The following is a 16,380-nucleotide window of genomic DNA, read 5'->3' as shown; positions in this document are numbered from 1 at the left end:
GTAATGTGTTATGGGTTTGTCTCCCAGCAATAAGAGAGCAAACAGGAATAGCATGGCAGACGTTGAGTGCATCGTAATCGGTGCAGGGGTTGTGGGATTGAGCGCGGCTTATGAGCTGGCGCGCAGGGGACGAGAAGTTATTGTGCTTGAACAGCACGAAATCATCGGCTCTGAAATCAGCGCTCGCAACTCAGAGGTTGTCCATGCTGGGATTTACTACCCGAAAAACTCATTAAAATCAAAAGCCTGCGTGCAGGGTAAAGAGATGCTTTATTCCTTTTGTGAGGAATTCGGCGTGCCTTACAAGCGTGTTGGCAAGTTGATTGTTGCAACCGAAGATAGTCAGGTTTCAATGCTGGATGGTATTCGCGCGCGTGCAAATGCCAATGGTGTAGAAGATCTGTTGGTGCTGAATGAGGCGCAAGCACAAGGGTTTGAGCCCAATCTTGCGTGTAAGGGTGCCCTGTTTTCTCCCTCCACAGGCATTGTGGATAGTCACAGCTACATGATGGCGCTTCAAGGTGGACTAGAGGCACATGGCGGACTTGTTGTTGTTGGGACAAAGGTGACGCAGATTGAAACCGGAATGCGCCCAAGCGAACTGATGGGCGCTGACATTTTGGTAGAAGAAGACCTTGAGGCAGCTGACCAGCACCTTGATGATGATGAGCACGATGCATTCGTTGCCAAGAACTTTAAGGGCGATGGGTTTACCGTTGTTATGAAGGATGGTTATGCGATTACCTGTCATGAGCTGGTGATTGCGGCAGGTCTGCACTCCAACAAAATGCTTAGCAAGTTGGCAGGGCATATGTCTTGCGCTGTTCCGAAGCTTTACTACGCAAAAGGCAACTATTTCAGCCTTCCAGGTGATGCTCCGTTCTCACACCTGATTTACCCGGTTCCAGTACCAGGCGGACTTGGTGTTCATCTGACATTGGATATGGGCACCCAGGCGCGCTTTGGGCCGGATGTGGAGTGGATCGATGAGATTGACTACGAAGTAAACGAGGCGCGGGTCGAGCAGTTTTATGCGCAGATCCGTAAATACTACCCTGATTTGGTCGATGGTAGCTTGCAGGCTGATTATTCCGGCATTCGTCCAAAACTGGTTCCTGCAGGTGCTGAGGCTGCTGACTTTGCCATTTGGGGTGAAGAAACCCACGGTGTGCCAGGGCTTGTGGCTTATATGGGTATTGAAAGCCCGGGTCTTACAAGTTCTCTTGCTCTGGGTTCTATGGGCGCTGATCGTTTGATTGGTGCATGATCCGTTTCTTATAATCCTTCCGAAGATACTAGGGAAATATAGGCGTTTCCGACCTAAACTGCTCTCTCAATTCGCAGGAGAGCAGGTGCCTTTTTACGTGCTCCCAACTTGAGTTGTGCTCGCTCATTCGTGTCAGGGTTATAGCTTTGGCTGCTTGTGTGTGTCAGGCAGTCTGGTTTGAGAGCCTAAGCAGGGTGTGTAGCACTGGCTTGCCAAAGGCGCAGGTGTACCCATGAAGCTTAGCCGTAGAGATTTTGTGAAAACCAGCACCAGCGGCACACTTGCTGCAGGTGCTGTTGCGCTCATTCCAGGGAGTGCTGAAGCTAACCAGCCCAAAAGTGCGTCAGGTTCGGCCACGCCACCTGAGCCGTCAGCTTGTGCTAAATCGCTTCTGGATGCGGGTGTAAGCAAGCCTGACTTTACCTTGGATGTGGATGAAAATACCTATTCAGAATATGGGGTCGACCTGCGAGGGCTGCTTGTGGGCGGCACATGGCCGGGGACACCAATTCGCTACACGCAAGGCGATATGTTCCGTGTTCTAATCAATAACCGTATGAGAGAGTCGACCTGTATTCACTGGCATGGTTTGTTGTTGCCCTCCTTGTTGGATGGCGTGCCTGAAATTGCGCAGTTGCCCATTGCAGCGGGCACATCACAGTACTATGAGTTTCCGCTGGTTCAATCAGGTAGTTACTACTACCACTCACATCTTGGAGCGCAGGAGCAGTACGGCCTTTTGGGGTCGCTTATTATTGATGCGCGTATTAATCCATATTCCTATGATCATGATGAAGTGCTGATGTTCTGCGATATACCTCCGGCAGAGCCTAAGGAGACTATCGAGGACCTGAGGGCTGGTAAGGCCAGGCCAAAGGTTAAGGAGGCCTATGAGATTACCAAGGGTGAGACCTTTGATATTGATGTGCTCAATGTAGGCTACACGTTGAACGGTAACCCAAACTCCGACCCCTGGACGCTCAAGGTCAAGAAAGGGGCGCGTCTTCGCCTTCGTCTTATCAACTCCTCCGGCAGCACCTTTTTCAAGATCGGCATTGATGGCTTGAAATTCACCGTCATTGAGGTGGATGGAAACCGCATGAAGCCAATTGAGGGGGGAGCGGTGATTGTACCAACCTCAGCGCGCTATGATGTGCTGGTGGATGTGCCGGAGAGCGGAAGTTATACTATTCATGCAGCAGCCCTTGGAGACAATAAACAGTGTTTAGGGGTGATCCATACTGAAGATGTAAAAGCTGCAGTGAACAAAGATCGGGCAAAATTTGAAGGTGCGACGGTTGATTTCAGGAGCCTAACCTCCTTTGAGCCCTCTGGCTTTGGCCGGAAGGTGGGGCAGATTTATGACGTGCTCTTATCTGGTGATATGCGAGCCTATGAGTGGATGATGAATGATCATTACTGGCCGGAGGAGTTTGCAGGACCTGATCCAGAAAAGACCTATCTGGATGTGCGGCGCGGAGATGTGGTGCAGCTGCGTATGATCAACCGCACAGAAATGGCGCATCCGATGCATCTTCATGGTCACACATTCAGGGTTTTGGGTGGTCCTGATGATAGGAATGCGCCTGTCATGGATACGGTTTGGGTGCCCAAACGTCAGACGGTGACCATTGAGTTCTTGGCAAATAACCCGGGTATGTGGGCTTTCCATTGTCATAATATCTGGCACCTGGCCGTGGGTATGATGCAGCCGGTGCGTTACGTTGTAAATGAGCGCGAATTGTTGAGGAATTAACTTCAGTGCTTTGGAGGGCGTAACCAGTCTATGCGTGCGGGGAGATCTCGTCTCCCAGCCAGCTCAGGAACTCCATAATTTCAGCTTCATTACGCTTGCAATAGGACCACTTGAGGTGTCTTCGTGCCGTTATAAAGCCAGCCTGTTTTAAGATGTCCAAATGTCTGCTGGCTGTAGGCTGAGCAATCTCCAATGCATGTGCGATTAACGTCATGCAGACGCCAAATTCAGCTGGATCGGCAGACTGCTGATGCCCAAAGTTCTTTTGCGGGTCTTTTAGAAGTCTTAAGACTGTAAGGCGGGGATCGCTGGAAATGGCCTTAATTTGTATTGATCTATCCATGTGTTTATTCATATAGTCATTTAGCTAAAAGTCAATGTGAGATTTGCAATGCTGGAACTTACAAATACATCATTTATCAACGGCAATGCTGTGCGCTGGGGCAAGATTGGCGATGGTCCTGCGCTGGTCGCCATTCATGGCACGCCTTTTTCTTCGCAGGTTTGGCGTAGAATTATTCCACATCTGGCGGATCAAAGAACCATCTATTATTTCGACCTGGTGGGCTATGGGCAATCCGAGATGCGGGAGGGGCAAGATGTTTCTCTTGGTATCCAAAATAGGGTTTTGGCTGCACTTGTTCAGGAGTGGGGGCTTGAGCGTCCTGATGTGCTGGCTCATGACTTTGGTGGTGCTACAGCATTGCGAGCCTATTATCTGGATGGGTTGCGATATAATTCGTTGACGATTTTTGATGTTGTTGCTCTTGCTCCGTGGGGTTCTGCGCTGGTTCAGCATGCACGCGCTCATGCAGCGGCATTCTCAGGGATGCCCGAATATATGCACCAAGCAATGCTGCGTGCTTATCTGCAAACTGCCGCTTATACTAAGCTCTCTGAGGAAGCACTTGAAATATATTGCTCGCCGTGGAGAGGTCCTGTTGGTCAGGCGGCATTTTACCGGCAAATTGCTCAGATGGATCAAAAATATACGGATGAAGTTCAAGCACTATATGATCGAATAGAGTGCCCGGTTACGGTGCTTTGGGGGGAGCGCGATGACTGGATTCCCATTGAGAGGGGTGAGGTTTTAGCGGGTATCCTTTCAAACCGGGCTTGTATTCCAATTGCTCGTGCAGGCCATCTGGTTCAGGAAGATAGACCTGAGGCAATTGTGGCTGCTGTTTTGAAACAGATGAGAAGTTAGTAGTGTTAACCGCGCACTTCCGTTCAAGCTGGTACATTTTTATTGAAGCTAATTGGTTAGGCGGTTTGAGCTGACCCGCAGCCATTATTGGCTGCGGGGTCTTATTTTTTAGCGATTGTCGAGCTGGCTTCGAACGCGTGTAAGGCCCAGCTTGGTGATGCGGTAAGGTCGACCTCCTTTGGAGGAGATCATGCGTCGGTATTTCAGTTTTCTGAAAATAAATTCAGAAAGACCGGCGTAGTACCACCCATCGCGGGTGACGCAATTCATTTCTTCCAGGGTACCATCTTCGTCACGGCGCAACTCAATGCAGCCGCCTTGCGCCAGCACATGTAAAATGCGCTGTTCAGCTTTTGAAATATCCATTGATTTCTTTGAGTTTTATAGATGCACGTTTCCCGTCTGCCTGCCCATGCAGTCAGTCAGGATGTTTAAATTGTGCATGCCCTGTCTATCGTTGACAGGGCTCTACCGGGTCTCTTGTTGAGCTGGCATAAAAACTCCATTCAAATAGTGAGGGGCTTTATATCGTTCTTTTCCGCAGGCGGCTATAGCAAGTGTGCAACAGTGCCGCGTGTTTTTGATGCACCCTCGGTTACGCTTCTTTCGCAAAAATACGTAGAGCAGGCCTTAACCGCCTTGTTATTGTGTTCTGTAGGATCTACTTGGTTGGGCGTAGAGCTCAGATTGAGACGGATTGGAGCTCGTGGCGAAATCTCGATAATGCTGGGACCCAGCACAGGGCGGACGAATGACTGACGATATTTCTGTAATTCTTTTAGGGTCGGGTTTGCTGAACCCGTTTGCAATCCTCATTGCTGCTTACATGGGGTATTATGCAAACCAGAAGGCTAAAATCTTTATTGCCGGTTTTGCAGCTGCTGCCTTGAGCCTGTTTTTGGAAGGTGGCTTGAAACTTATTGGTATTCCGATGCCATGGAATCCTGAGGTCGGTCCTTTGGCTCTGTTCCCATTTCGCTTTGCAACAGGCATCGTTGTAAGTGCTATTGCTATGAAGATTGGCGCTAAACGACGCGAGCGTAATCGATAATTCGTTAGCTCAGATCCAGCTCGTTTTGTGTTCAGTGTGCTCAATTAACGAGCGGATTTGTGTTTCTTCAAGCTTCTCCCCGAAATTTAGGCTGGTTGGCGGAAAAACGCGCTAAGAATGGCTTGCCTTCACGCAGATGAGGGGCTACCCAACACCATTGAGAATTAAGGTGGTCTTTATTGCTTGGTTTTTTGCATGTGCAATTAATTTGGCAGGAGACCTATACGAACACAGGATATTGATCGCATGACGCTGCTTGTCGATACGCGCACGCCGGATCCGAAGAAATTCATCAAGGGCGCAACGGGCGACTGGGAAATTGTAATTGGCATGGAAGTTCACGCTCAAGTGACCTCCCAATCCAAGCTTTTCTCTGGCGCTTCCACCAGCTTTGGCAGCGATCCGAATAATAATGTGAGTTTGGTTGATGCTGCGATGCCGGGCATGCTGCCTGTTATCAACGAAGAGTGTGTCCGCCAGGCTATTAAAACCGGTCTTGGTCTTAAAGCAGAGATCAACCTGAAGTCTGTTTTTGACCGCAAAAACTACTTCTACCCGGATTTGCCTCAGGGCTACCAGATTTCCCAGTTCAAACAGCCAATCGTTGGCGAAGGCATTATTCATCTTGATATGAAGAGTGGCGAGCAGGTTGAAGTGGGTGTGGAACGCCTTCACCTTGAGCAGGATGCTGGTAAATCCTTGCATGATCAGCACCCGACCATGTCGTTTGTAGACCTGAACCGCTCCGGCGTTGCCTTGATGGAAATCGTTTCCAAGCCAGACATCCGCTGTGCTGATGAAGCGAAGGCCTACCTGACCAAGCTGCGCACTATCCTGCGTTATCTTGGTACGTGTGATGGCAACATGGACCAGGGTTCCATGCGCGCTGACGTGAACGTTTCTGTTCGCAAGCCTGGCGGTGAGTTTGGTACTCGCTGTGAAATTAAAAACGTCAACTCCATCCGCTTTGTTGGGCAGGCTATCGAATATGAAGCCCGTCGCCAGATCGGTGTTTTGGAAGATGGCGGCGAGATCGATCAGGAAACGCGCCTGTTTGATAGCGTTAAAGGTGAGACCCGTTCCATGCGCTCCAAAGAAGAAGCGCATGATTACCGTTACTTCCCAGACCCAGATCTGTTGCCGCTTGAGTTTTCTCAGGACCTGGTTGATGAGCTGGCTGCAACCCTGCCGGAACTGCCTGATGAAAAGAAGGCACGTTACATTAAAGATTTCGGCCTGACGCCATACGACGCTGACATTCTTGTTGCTGAACGTGTTTCCTGTGACTTCTTTGAGGAAGTTGCGAAGGGTCGTGATGCAAAACTGGCTGCAAATTGGGTGATCAACGATACGTTTGGCCGCCTGAATAAAGAAGGCCTGGATGTTACGTCCAGCCCAATTTCTTCAGCGCAGCTTGGTTCGATCATCGATCTCATCAAAGCGGGCACAATCTCTGGTAAAATCGCGAAGGATCTCTTTGAGATTGTTTGGAGTGAGGGTGGTGATCCTGCTCAGATCGTTGAAGAGCGTGGCATGAAGCAGGTGACTGACCTTGGTGCTATTGAGGGTATCGTCGACGAGATCCTTGCAGGCAACCCAGAAAAAGCAGAGCAAGCGAAAGAAAAGCCTGGCATGCTTGGCTGGTTTGTTGGCCAGGTGATGAAAGCCTCCAAAGGTAAAGCAAACCCACAGGCTGTATCTGACATGCTGAAGGCTAAGATCGGTTTGGAGTAGTCTGACCTGCGATCTTTAAAGAGTTTGAAGGCCCACCGCGAAAGCAGGTGGGCCTTTTTTATTTGGGCTGACCGTCTTATATTTTTTGCTGAGCTTGGATGTGCGCTGCCTTGCTTCACATTCCTCATTTTTGGATCAGTGCTGGCAAGCAAAATCCAATAATTTTTTTATGTATTTGATCCAGGCTTCGTATGCATTCCACTTATGCATGATACCTATGATCTTTTAGGGAATGATCTGCTCTCCGTATATTTTTAGGGTTTGCAGCTGTTCGTTTGTCCGTAGATCCTTCTAGAAACAAACAACGTAAAACTGTCCTGAGCACATCGCTTTTGGCTGGTTTGGGGTTAGTGCGTGGCTAAATCGTGTCTCTAAACGCGGCTACCTCTAATATCTTAGTGATTATAAGGGGTTATAGATATTTCACAGGGTTAATATTGGCTGTGAATCATCATCTCTCCGCCTAGCCACGACCACATCTCCGCCTTATTACGCTACGATAAACTTCAGGTGATCAGGCGTTATGTAGACTTGTCTGGTCAGTGAACTAGGCTCTGTTAAAACTTATAATTGCGCAGTGTGTGCGAACACTGCACTTTGTTGTACTTGAAACCTTGGGGGCATCTCGTTGCTTAATCAACGAAGTCGTTTTCTTTTCAATATCGCCGTATTTGGCGTTATATGCTCTGGTGTAGGGTTTGGAGCTATCGCTTCTACTTCAGCTGTTGTTGCAAGTGAAAGCTCTCAGCTCTCGATGAAGTTTAGCTTTGGCGCACTTGTTGCAAAAATGAAGGCACAGGCGCGCGAAGCCTATGAAGAACCAACCGCAGAACTGCCGGATGCGCTGGCCGCATTGGAGTACGATGGATATCGGAAAATTGGCTATAAGCGAGACCGCAGTAAATGGATGGATACGGAGAACTTCAGAGTTCATGCGTTTCATCCAGGGTGGTTGTTCAAAAACCCTTTGAAAATTTATGAGGTGGAAGAGGGCGCAGCTGAGCCTTTTTTGTTTCAGGCTGCTGACTTTGACTACCATGATACCGAGCTAAGCGCATCGCTTAGTGATGTTGCCTTCCCCGGTGTTGCTGGCTTCCGGCTGCTGAACCCGCTGAATGTGGAAGGGCAGATGGATGAGATTGTCGCGTTTCTTGGCGCCAGCTACTTCCGCGCGCTTGGTGCGGGAAATGTTTATGGGCTTTCTGCACGCGCGCTTGCAATTGATACGGCAAGTGGCAAGCCTGAGGAGTTTCCAAACTTCACGGCGTTTTACCTTGGTAAGCCGGTTGAAGGTGCTGAAAAAGTCACTGTTTGGGCTGAGCTTGATAGCCCGAGTGTGACAGGGGCGTATCAGTTTACTTTCAAGCCGGGCCAGCAGACAGAAGTGGATGTGACTGCACATTTGTTCTTTCGTAGCGACGTGGAACGGCTTGGTATTGCGCCTTTGACCTCAATGTATCTGTACGGTGAAAATGACCGTGTCGGGTTTGATGATTTCAGACCGGAAGTTCATGACAGTGACGGATTGAAACTGCGTTTTGCTAATGGAAAAACGTCCTGGCGGCCACTCTCCAACCCGAGCAATCTTCAGCTCTCCTTTATTGCAGCGCGATCTCCATCTGGTTTTGGGTTGATGCAGCGAGATGAAGATCTGAAGCATTATCAGGATCTTGAAGCAAGGTACGATAAAAGGCCGAGCCTATGGATCAAACCTTTGGGTGACTGGGGTGCCGGTGCCATTGTGCTTGCAGAGATTCCGACAGATCAAGAAATCAATGATAACATTGTGGCCTTCTGGTCTCCCAATGAAGCTGTAAAAGCGGGTGATGAGCGCTCGTTCCACTACAAGATGTATTGGGGCGATGAGGTTGGACGCTCTGAACAGGTGTTGATGCCTGTTTCGCAAACGCGCTCTGGCAAAGCTGGTCATTCTGCGTCTGACGAGAATGCTTTGCTGCGTAAGTTCGTGGTGGACTTTGATGCTTCTTTGTTTGCTGAAAGCGGATTGAATGGTGAGCGGCTTGAGCGCGCTAAGCCATTTATTCAAAACGCTGCTTTAAACGGCGAAGTGACCTTTACAGATGTGCGTTACATTGATGAGCTGGGCGTTTACCGCGTGTTTTTGGATGTTTCGCGTGATAATCTAGAGGTTCCCGTTGAGCTGCGCCTTCAGTTGAGCGACGGCGAAAGAGCAGTTTCTGAAGAATGGCTTTACCAGTGGGGGTGGGGCTCATGAAACCTGTAAGAACTGATTTACCTATGACGCAGTTTGAGCTGAGCAGTGGTCCGTTTGCACCGCTTGCCATGCCGGAGCAGGACCTTTGCGGTGGTGAAAGCTGGCTTACGGTGCTGCGTCGACGCTTGCAGTTTGGCCGCACTTCTCCTGCGCTTCCGGCCAAACGGGCGCGTTTGCAGAGAGTCATCTCCCTTTTCTCGGAGCGGTAAGGTATGGATAAGCCGTTTCGCGAGGGGGTAGGGCACCGCCGCGCCGCAGCCTTTGTCTTCTGCATGGCGCTGTCACTCAGTTTCACCGGGCTTTTTTTCGCCGCGCTGAGTGCCGATCACCTCAATATTTACGAGGTCATTCGCATCGTGCTGTTGTTTGTCAGCACGCTTTGGCTCTCTTGGGGCGGTGCAACAGTTTTGCTTGGTTTGCTCTACAGCGGCTCTGTTGTTGTGCTTGATACAGACCCCAAAACACTGCCAACTGCCCGCACCGCAATTCTCATGCCGATCTATCATGAAGATGCTGTGGAAGTGTGTGGCCGCCTTGCTGCCATGATGGATGATCTGCGCGAAAAAAACGCCGCCCACCTGTTCCATTGGCATGTCCTGTCTGACAGCCGTGACGAGAAAATAGTAGCGCAAGAGCGTGAGCTGCTGTGTAAGTTGGTCGAGCGCTACCCAGAGCAAGAAATATTCTACCGCCTTAGATCTGATAATCAGGGTCGTAAGGCGGGCAATGTGGCTGAGTTTGTTCAGCGTTGCGGCGGGGCTTATCGTTACATGGTGGTGCTTGATGCAGACAGCTTGATGCGCGCAGATACGCTCATACATATGGTCGGGCGTATGGAAGCAGAGCCAAACCTTGGGCTGCTACAAACCATCCCCATGCTGGTGGGCCTGAAGAGCTATTTTGGCCGCAGTATTATGTTTGCATCAGGCATGTTCGGGCGAGCATTTGCTTTTGGTTTAGCAGCGATGCAGGGTGAATGCGGGCCATTTTGGGGGCACAATGCCATCATCCGGACGCGCGCGTTCGCTTCCAGTTGTGGTTTGCCAGAGTTGGATGACACCAGAGCCTTTAGCGGTCATATTCTCAGCCATGACAGTGTTGAAGCGGTGCTTCTGGCACGAGCTGGCTGGCAGGTGGAGTGTGACCCTCGCATCACCGGCTCCTACGAGGCTGCGCCGGAGAATATCTTGGGGTATGCTGCGCGTGACCGGCGTTGGTGCCAGGGAAACTTGCAGCACTCGCGGGTTATCGGCGCGCGTGCGTTAAAGCCTTGGGGCCGGTTCTCCCTTGCCCTTGGTATCATGTCGTATCTCAGCTCTCCTGTATGGGCCGCGTTTCTTTTGGCGAGCTTAGTTGCGCCTGTGGACCTGCCTGTTTTGGAGGCCTATACCTTCCATAACAACCTCCCGGTTCTTGGTCATATCCCGATTACAGCGGCATATGAGGGAGCAGCGTTGCTCTTTGGCGTTGTTGCTTTGCTGGTGTTGCCCAAAGCGCTTGTTGTTATGAAGGAGGTTTTCGTAGGTGAGAACACTTCATCGCGAAAAAGCGTGCTTGGTGGGGTTGTCGAATTGATCAGCTCTGCTGTGTTTGCTCCGGTTTTGATGGCCTTTCAGTGCCGCTCGGTTTTTGAGGTTTTGATGGGCCGCGACAGCGGTTGGACCAATGCGCATCGCGATGCGGGCAGACTTTCCTTCCTGGAGTGTGTGGGCTCAGTTTGGTGGGTGAGTGTTATTGGTGCCATGAGCATGGGTCTAAGTTGGATCAGCGAAACTGCGCTGTGGCTTTGGGTGATGCCAGTTACGCTGCCTATGTTGTTAGCTCCAATTATTATCTGGGCAAGTTCATGCAGTGTGGGCACCCGTGCCGCTGAACGGCTAGGGTTTGTATTGTCTTGTGACCAAATGGGCGCAACACAGTTGCTCCAGCATGTGGAAAAATACTCCGCAGATCTTAAGGTATAAGCGTCGCTTTTGTGTTTTGTGGGCCACATCAAACAGCTGATTAGCTGAGGTGTGGCCTTAACTGTTTCTGCTGTTTCTTTCGCGAATTAAGCTGGCGCTCCGGTGGCCCTTGGCACGGGTAATGTGTTTTTCTTGCATGCCTCGTGGTCTGGAGTTTTGTTTTAAGAGTATCCTGTGGGGACTTGCTCATGAGGGAAGGAACTGGTGCTGCCCGGTTTTGGTGGCGACCTGAGGGCGTATTTGTTCTTGTAACGGGGTACTTGCTGCTTCACCTCGTCTTGCGGGGTTATTTCTCTGCAACTCTGGGCACTGATGACATGTTTGAAAATGTCTTTGTGCAGGAACTAGAGCTTGGCTACCAAGTCCGTCAACCTCCGCTCTATGAGTGGATGCTGTACGGCGTGCAGAAGTTTTTGGGGCCGACGATTTGGAGCTTTCTGGTTCTGAAGTACGCACTGGTGTTTTGTTTTGCGATTTTTTTGTATGCAGTTGCAAGGCAGGCGATCGTCAGTGAAAAGCTCGCAGCTCTTTCCGTCTTTTCTTATGTGGCTTTTTATCAGATCGGGTTTAACCTGCATGAGGGCGTAACACACACAGCTGTGCTCATGGCAACGTCTGCTGCATCGGTCTGTTGTTTTATCTGGTTGTTAAAATCCAAGCACTTTGGCGCTGCGGTTGGCCTTGGGGTTGCCGTTGGGTTGGGAATGCTTTCAAAACACTCCTATGCTCTGGTTCCAGCTGCCCTGGTTTTGGCCGCGCTGAGTGACAGGTATTGGCGTACTCAAATACGGTTTGGGTCACTTGTGGTTGCCGGTTTAGTGGCTCTTGCGCTTTATTCTCCATACCTCCTCTGGGTGATGCTGGGCGATAGAGTGTTCGTTGGTTCTGCCTTGGATGTTATGCGGGAGGGGGACCATAGCAACTGGACTGCACGTGTTCTTACGGGCGAATTTCGATTGTTCGTGAGTGTTGTTGGTTTTTCCATTCCCTTCTTGCCCGTGGTTTGTTTGGTGTTCTTCGCTGGACTTTTTGGCAGTAGCGAGAAAAAGAGGTGGGTATTTGGCAGGAAGGATACCGGCAGGCTGCTTCTGCGTGTCCTACTGATTTCAATTGTGCTTGCAGTCGTTGGTGTTCTGCTCAGCGGGGCGCAATATATTAAAGAAAGGCATATGCACCCGGTTTTGTTCTTGCTTCCACTCGTGGTGTTTTATGTGATTTCGCAGGCGCGATATTCTGATAGGTCACTGCGGGTCTACAGCGGTATTCTTATCCTGTTGGTTGGCGTGGTTGTGGGGGTTCGTATTTCCGGGTTTCTTGCGCCCGATAAACGGATGTGTGGTGGCTATTGCAGGCATATGAAGCCCTATGCAGGTCTGGGTGAGCAGCTTAAGGCGCGGTTTCCTGAAATGTCGAAGGCCACGATTGTTTCCCTAGATGAATACACAGGCGGGAATTTGCGCGCTGTAATGCCCGAGGCACGACATGTGATCCAAAGTTTCCAGCCCAGCTCACAGCAAAGACAAAACTGCTTCGTTGTATGGGATATGGGTGATGATGGTGCAAAGCATCAGATGCGCGCTGCACTTGTTAGAGGTGGTTTTGATGCCCAAGCGATAGCGGGCGCGGATAATACAATAACTTCAAATCAGATCGAAGTGAGTTGGCCTCATTTGTGGAAAGGGGAGAATTTCCGTAAAACGACATTCGGGGTTGCACTGGTTCAGCTTGATTCTCCAATTTGTCGTTAGAGTTGACCGTTCCTACTTGTCTATTGCTCTGTGAACAAAACATTGTAAGACGGTGACTTTATCTGGGTTGCTGGCCTTGGTTTTTTGATGCTAGTTCTCAGTTTTTATTGGTGTTTTGATGTTGAAGATACGTATTGCTCAGGCTGAAGATCTTGAATCTGTTGTTGCTATGATGAACGGGGGAGCTTCTTCTCAGCGTGTTCACTTGGAAAGTGGTGGGGTTGGGCGGTATGAGCCCGCCTTCTTGGATATTCAGATGTGCCCGAATACCGACATTTATGTGGGGGAGGTGGAGGAGGGCGTGTGCGTTGCAACGTTTCAACTGACCTATGTGAAAGGTCTGGCCTTTAATGGCATGGCAAGAGCACAGATTGAGAGTATGCATACCCGCGCTGATATGCGCGGAAAAGGGCTCGGCAAACAGATGCTTGCCTTTGCTGTTGAGCTGGCGCGTGCAAATGGTTGTTGTATGGTGCAGCTTACTTCTCACAAAGAGCGAGAGGATGCGCACCGATTTTACTCAAGCAATGGATTTGTCCCTACTCATGAGGGCTTTAAACTGATTTTATGATCATCAACCTGTGTGAAATACAGTGAATTTTAAAGAGGTGTAGAGGTCAGTTCATCATTGGCTGATGAGTGTTTATGCTGTTTGGAGTGCTTTGGTTTGGGACTGGTGTTCCCATCCCGGCTAAGCCGATCAATGCGCATTTATATGGGGCTTTAATGCGTTAGGCTTGTCGCGTTAGTGGCGAACCGTTTATCCAGACTATTGGGGAGGTGCGTGTCCTGATAATATGCGGGGCGGATTATGTATGTGCCTTGCCCATGATCAAGCAGTTTTTGAATGAGTGGGAAGGCGTAGAACGTAAGAACGTGATTGCGAACCACCTGCTCAACAGCGTGAGCAGGTGAGTGGTTGCTTTCCAGCAACTTTATTTTGTTCGGGTCCAAGTCTCACCGCGACAAAAAACCATAACGCAGCCTTCAACTTTTAGTTTGTTGGCTGAAACTAATTTCAAGTTTCCTGAATAGGTTTTGCCATCTTCGGCGTTGTAAATCTTGCCTTTCCAGTTGCTGTCGCCGTTAGGTTTCATGCCTAGGATGGTCTGAGTTCCAATCAAGGAACGACCACGCAGCTTAGGGTCTTTATTGTGTATGTCTTTACTCGGCTTCTTCAGCCAGACAATATTGCCGCATAGGCCGCCGCCACACTTTGCAATTTTGATTTTTGCTGAGCCATTTGCCCGCAGCCAAGTGCCAGCTGCATCTGCTGCCAGAGCAGACGTGGTCAGGCCAATGGATAAAGTTGCGGCAAGTGATGCTTTTAAAATGATTGCTTTCATAGTTCCTCCCAAAACACTTAAGCTTGTTCATAAAGGCCTTACCTTATCGTAAGGGTAGAAATGTGCAAGACAGTCAATCAGCGAACTGGACAATTTCTTTAGAGCTTCGATTCGCGCAACCCTTCAAATTGATCTGCATAACATTCCCTGATTTACACCGTGCAAGATCTACTTAAATTAGCAGTTTAGGGCCGCCTTTGTTCGTTTCAATCATGGTTTTTAACGGCCTTTTTAGAGTGTCAAAATCTAATAGTGCGTGACATCGACCTAAATTTGAGGGCGCGCGAGACATCCTCTTGTATCCGATGAGAATAGGTAAAAATACACAAGCGTTCACTGTGTCTTAGGAGAGAGATTTAATGACTGTGTTGCAGTTTGATGGCGTAATGCATCGGCATGTGAAGCAAAATCCATTCGAAGTGGAATCTCTTTTGCAACGAGGCCTCGATGCTGCCTCTGGAAAAGCTGGCTCTTGTAATTTGATAGAGGCACATAAGTGGTTTAACCTGGCCGCTATGCGCGGCAGTGCGCAAGCGGTGCGCTATCGCCGCGAAATTTCCCAGGAAATGTCTGGTATGGAGATAGCTGAGGCTCAACGTGCCGCCAGAGATTGGCTCTCCGTGCATTGAATATGAACCGGTTTGGGGCATATTCTTCGGGATTGCGCTCAATAAGGACATTTGAGTGCCGGTGATGCTCGTCCATTGTTGTTTTTGTTGCTACCTTTGCTCAGAGGTCGAAAGCCCGCGACTAAGGCCAGTGCTGCAGCAAGGTCGTTCACCGGGTGCGGACGGCATGGTGACTGCCTAGGTGTTGGCTTGGGCGATATTTAGTTTTCAAAGAGCATGGCCTCAATGGGCCAGTCGACCTTGGGTCTGTTCTGACTATGAAGTTGGATGTGATCATGGTCTATTCCCGTAATGTTCTCCTTGGATCCTTAGTAGTGAGGACCCGATACCTAAGATTGATCTAGCTTTTGGTATTGGTGCAAATTGAAGGGTTGAGGCGGGAAGACTCTCATCCTTGAGTCAAAGTGTGAGGGCGTTTGCTTTCGATGCAGGCTCGGTTCAGTGAGCAGCGGTTGGGGCGGATGCTGCATGCTGTGAGGCGGGGATATGTCTTGGGCATGCGGGGATAGATTTTGGTTGGTGGGGCATAAGTTTGGTTGAGCGGTGGTTTCTTATGTGTTGAGCCGGGTGCGTGTTGGTTTCGGCTTGTGCTGCTGGTTTTGGCTCTTTGATTACATAGCCACGTCGGAATACGCAGTTCCGCGCAAAGTTTCACAAACCCACGCAAAACCGGTTTGCGACAGCCGCTAGGTTGCTATTGGGTGATCGGGGTTGCCTTGGTTTTGCGCTTCCCACTCGCGTCTTAGAGACGTACTTGGGCATGGGCTTCCACTTTGTACGACATGCCTGCGAGGTGTTGAGCCGGCGAGGGCGCCCAGGGCCCTGGTGTTGTCTCTCCTATATGCGTTACATTCTTCTGAGTTTCTGAGTTTCTGAGTTTCTGAGTTTCTGAGCTTTGCTGAAGATGTTGGCTTGCCACTGTGCCTTTCATATATGGGAGGCGTCCCACTGACCCTTTGAACCTTGCAGCACATTCGGTGTTCCATCGCGCTGCTTATATGATGGGTGGTCCAGCTGGCTTTGCGAGGCTTTCGTGTTGTACCTGCGTGTTCTGCGGTGTGGCCTCTCTTGTCCTCAGTCACGCTTCGCGCTCCCACCAAATAGTTGTCTCCGGTGCTTGTGGGTGCGTTCAATGTTATCCCAGTGTCTGTGTAAATTGATGATTTGTTAGGGATTGGTGTGTGTGTAAGGGTGTAATTGGCTGTTTTCTGCGGGATTTTGGGTATGTATTTGGTCAGGTTTGGGTGTGTTTGTTGATATATGAATCTGGATTTTGGGTTTGAGTTGAGTTTTTTGCAGATAGTTTTGTTTTTTTGGAGATTGCGTGTTGACGGTTAGCGATGTGCCGCCTATAACCCGCTCCACACCAACGGGGCGGCGCACACAGGGCGGCTCAAGCGGTTAAAAAACAGAAGGAATTACGGGGCTTTTCAAGGTTTTGT

Annotated in this window: 14 protein-coding genes; 11 read left to right on the top strand and 3 right to left on the bottom strand. The window is 49.8% G+C overall.

Going from position 1 to position 16,380, the window contains the following annotated elements; all coding sequences use genetic code 11:
* Positions 1-52: 52 nt before the first annotated feature.
* Positions 53-1,267 (top strand): NAD(P)/FAD-dependent oxidoreductase, encoded by a 1,215-nt coding sequence (locus tag BMZ51_RS20130; protein WP_068010343.1) that lies wholly within the window; start codon positions 53-55, stop codon positions 1,265-1,267.
* Between the two features lie 232 nt (positions 1,268-1,499).
* Positions 1,500-3,023, top strand: coding sequence for a multicopper oxidase family protein (locus tag BMZ51_RS20125; protein WP_068010341.1), 1,524 nt, complete (start codon positions 1,500-1,502; stop codon positions 3,021-3,023).
* Positions 3,024-3,051: 28 nt separating this feature from the next.
* Here the strand turns inward: BMZ51_RS20125 and BMZ51_RS20120 are convergent, their stop codons facing one another.
* Positions 3,052-3,366, bottom strand: coding sequence for an ArsR/SmtB family transcription factor (locus BMZ51_RS20120; RefSeq protein ID WP_074882271.1), 315 nt, complete (start codon positions 3,364-3,366; stop codon positions 3,052-3,054).
* 48 nt (positions 3,367-3,414) lie between these two features.
* Here BMZ51_RS20120 and BMZ51_RS20115 point away from each other — a divergent pair, with 48 nt between their 5' ends.
* Positions 3,415-4,230, top strand: a complete 816-nt coding sequence (locus BMZ51_RS20115; RefSeq protein ID WP_068010337.1) for an alpha/beta fold hydrolase — start codon at positions 3,415-3,417, stop codon at positions 4,228-4,230.
* A 108-nt stretch (positions 4,231-4,338) separates the two neighbouring features.
* On the opposite strand, the gene BMZ51_RS20110 is transcribed toward BMZ51_RS20115, so the two are convergent.
* Positions 4,339-4,596 carry a YjhX family toxin gene (locus tag BMZ51_RS20110; protein ID WP_068010335.1) on the bottom strand — a complete coding sequence of 86 codons (258 nt, stop codon included), beginning with the start codon at positions 4,594-4,596 and terminating at the stop codon, positions 4,339-4,341.
* A 385-nt stretch (positions 4,597-4,981) separates the two neighbouring features.
* Between BMZ51_RS20110 and BMZ51_RS20105 the strand changes: the two genes are divergently transcribed.
* From BMZ51_RS20105 to BMZ51_RS20075, 7 genes are all read left to right on the top strand, one after another.
* Entirely contained in the window at positions 4,982-5,281 is a 300-nt protein-coding gene (locus BMZ51_RS20105) for a phosphatidylglycerophosphatase (protein ID WP_068010333.1), read from the top strand.
* 246 nt (positions 5,282-5,527) lie between these two features.
* Complete coding sequence (gene gatB, locus BMZ51_RS20100; RefSeq protein WP_068010331.1) at positions 5,528-7,015, top strand: Asp-tRNA(Asn)/Glu-tRNA(Gln) amidotransferase subunit GatB; 1,488 nt, start codon at positions 5,528-5,530, stop codon at positions 7,013-7,015.
* 628 nt (positions 7,016-7,643) lie between these two features.
* Positions 7,644-9,251 (top strand): OpgD/OpgG family glucan biosynthesis protein, encoded by a 1,608-nt coding sequence (locus tag BMZ51_RS20095; protein WP_068010329.1) that lies wholly within the window; start codon positions 7,644-7,646, stop codon positions 9,249-9,251.
* Positions 9,248-9,460, top strand: coding sequence for a hypothetical protein (locus BMZ51_RS20090; RefSeq protein ID WP_068010326.1), 213 nt, complete (start codon positions 9,248-9,250; stop codon positions 9,458-9,460). The genes BMZ51_RS20095 and BMZ51_RS20090 overlap by 4 nt, the downstream gene beginning before the upstream one ends.
* Positions 9,461-9,463: 3 nt before the next feature.
* Positions 9,464-11,215, top strand: a complete 1,752-nt coding sequence (mdoH, locus tag BMZ51_RS20085; RefSeq protein WP_068010324.1) for a glucans biosynthesis glucosyltransferase MdoH — start codon at positions 9,464-9,466, stop codon at positions 11,213-11,215.
* A gap of 188 nt (positions 11,216-11,403) precedes the next feature.
* On the top strand, positions 11,404-12,963 hold the full coding sequence (locus tag BMZ51_RS20080; protein ID WP_068010322.1) for an ArnT family glycosyltransferase: 1,560 nt from the start codon (positions 11,404-11,406) through the stop codon (positions 12,961-12,963).
* A 118-nt stretch (positions 12,964-13,081) separates the two neighbouring features.
* Entirely contained in the window at positions 13,082-13,534 is a 453-nt protein-coding gene (locus BMZ51_RS20075) for a GNAT family N-acetyltransferase (RefSeq protein ID WP_068010318.1), read from the top strand.
* A 364-nt stretch (positions 13,535-13,898) separates the two neighbouring features.
* Here BMZ51_RS20075 and BMZ51_RS20070 read toward each other — a convergent pair whose 3' ends face one another.
* Positions 13,899-14,309, bottom strand: coding sequence for a DUF2147 domain-containing protein (locus BMZ51_RS20070; protein WP_068010316.1), 411 nt, complete (start codon positions 14,307-14,309; stop codon positions 13,899-13,901).
* Positions 14,310-14,668: 359 nt separating this feature from the next.
* Between BMZ51_RS20070 and BMZ51_RS20065 the strand changes: the two genes are divergently transcribed.
* Positions 14,669-14,938, top strand: a complete 270-nt coding sequence (locus BMZ51_RS20065) for a hypothetical protein (RefSeq protein WP_068010314.1) — start codon at positions 14,669-14,671, stop codon at positions 14,936-14,938.
* The last annotated feature ends 1,442 nt before the right edge of the window (positions 14,939-16,380 follow it).

This window comes from Pseudovibrio axinellae (genome assembly GCF_900110875.1).
In the GTDB taxonomy this organism is placed as follows: domain Bacteria; phylum Pseudomonadota; class Alphaproteobacteria; order Rhizobiales; family Stappiaceae; genus Pseudovibrio; species Pseudovibrio axinellae.
This window is presented reverse-complemented; position numbering and strand designations above follow the sequence as displayed.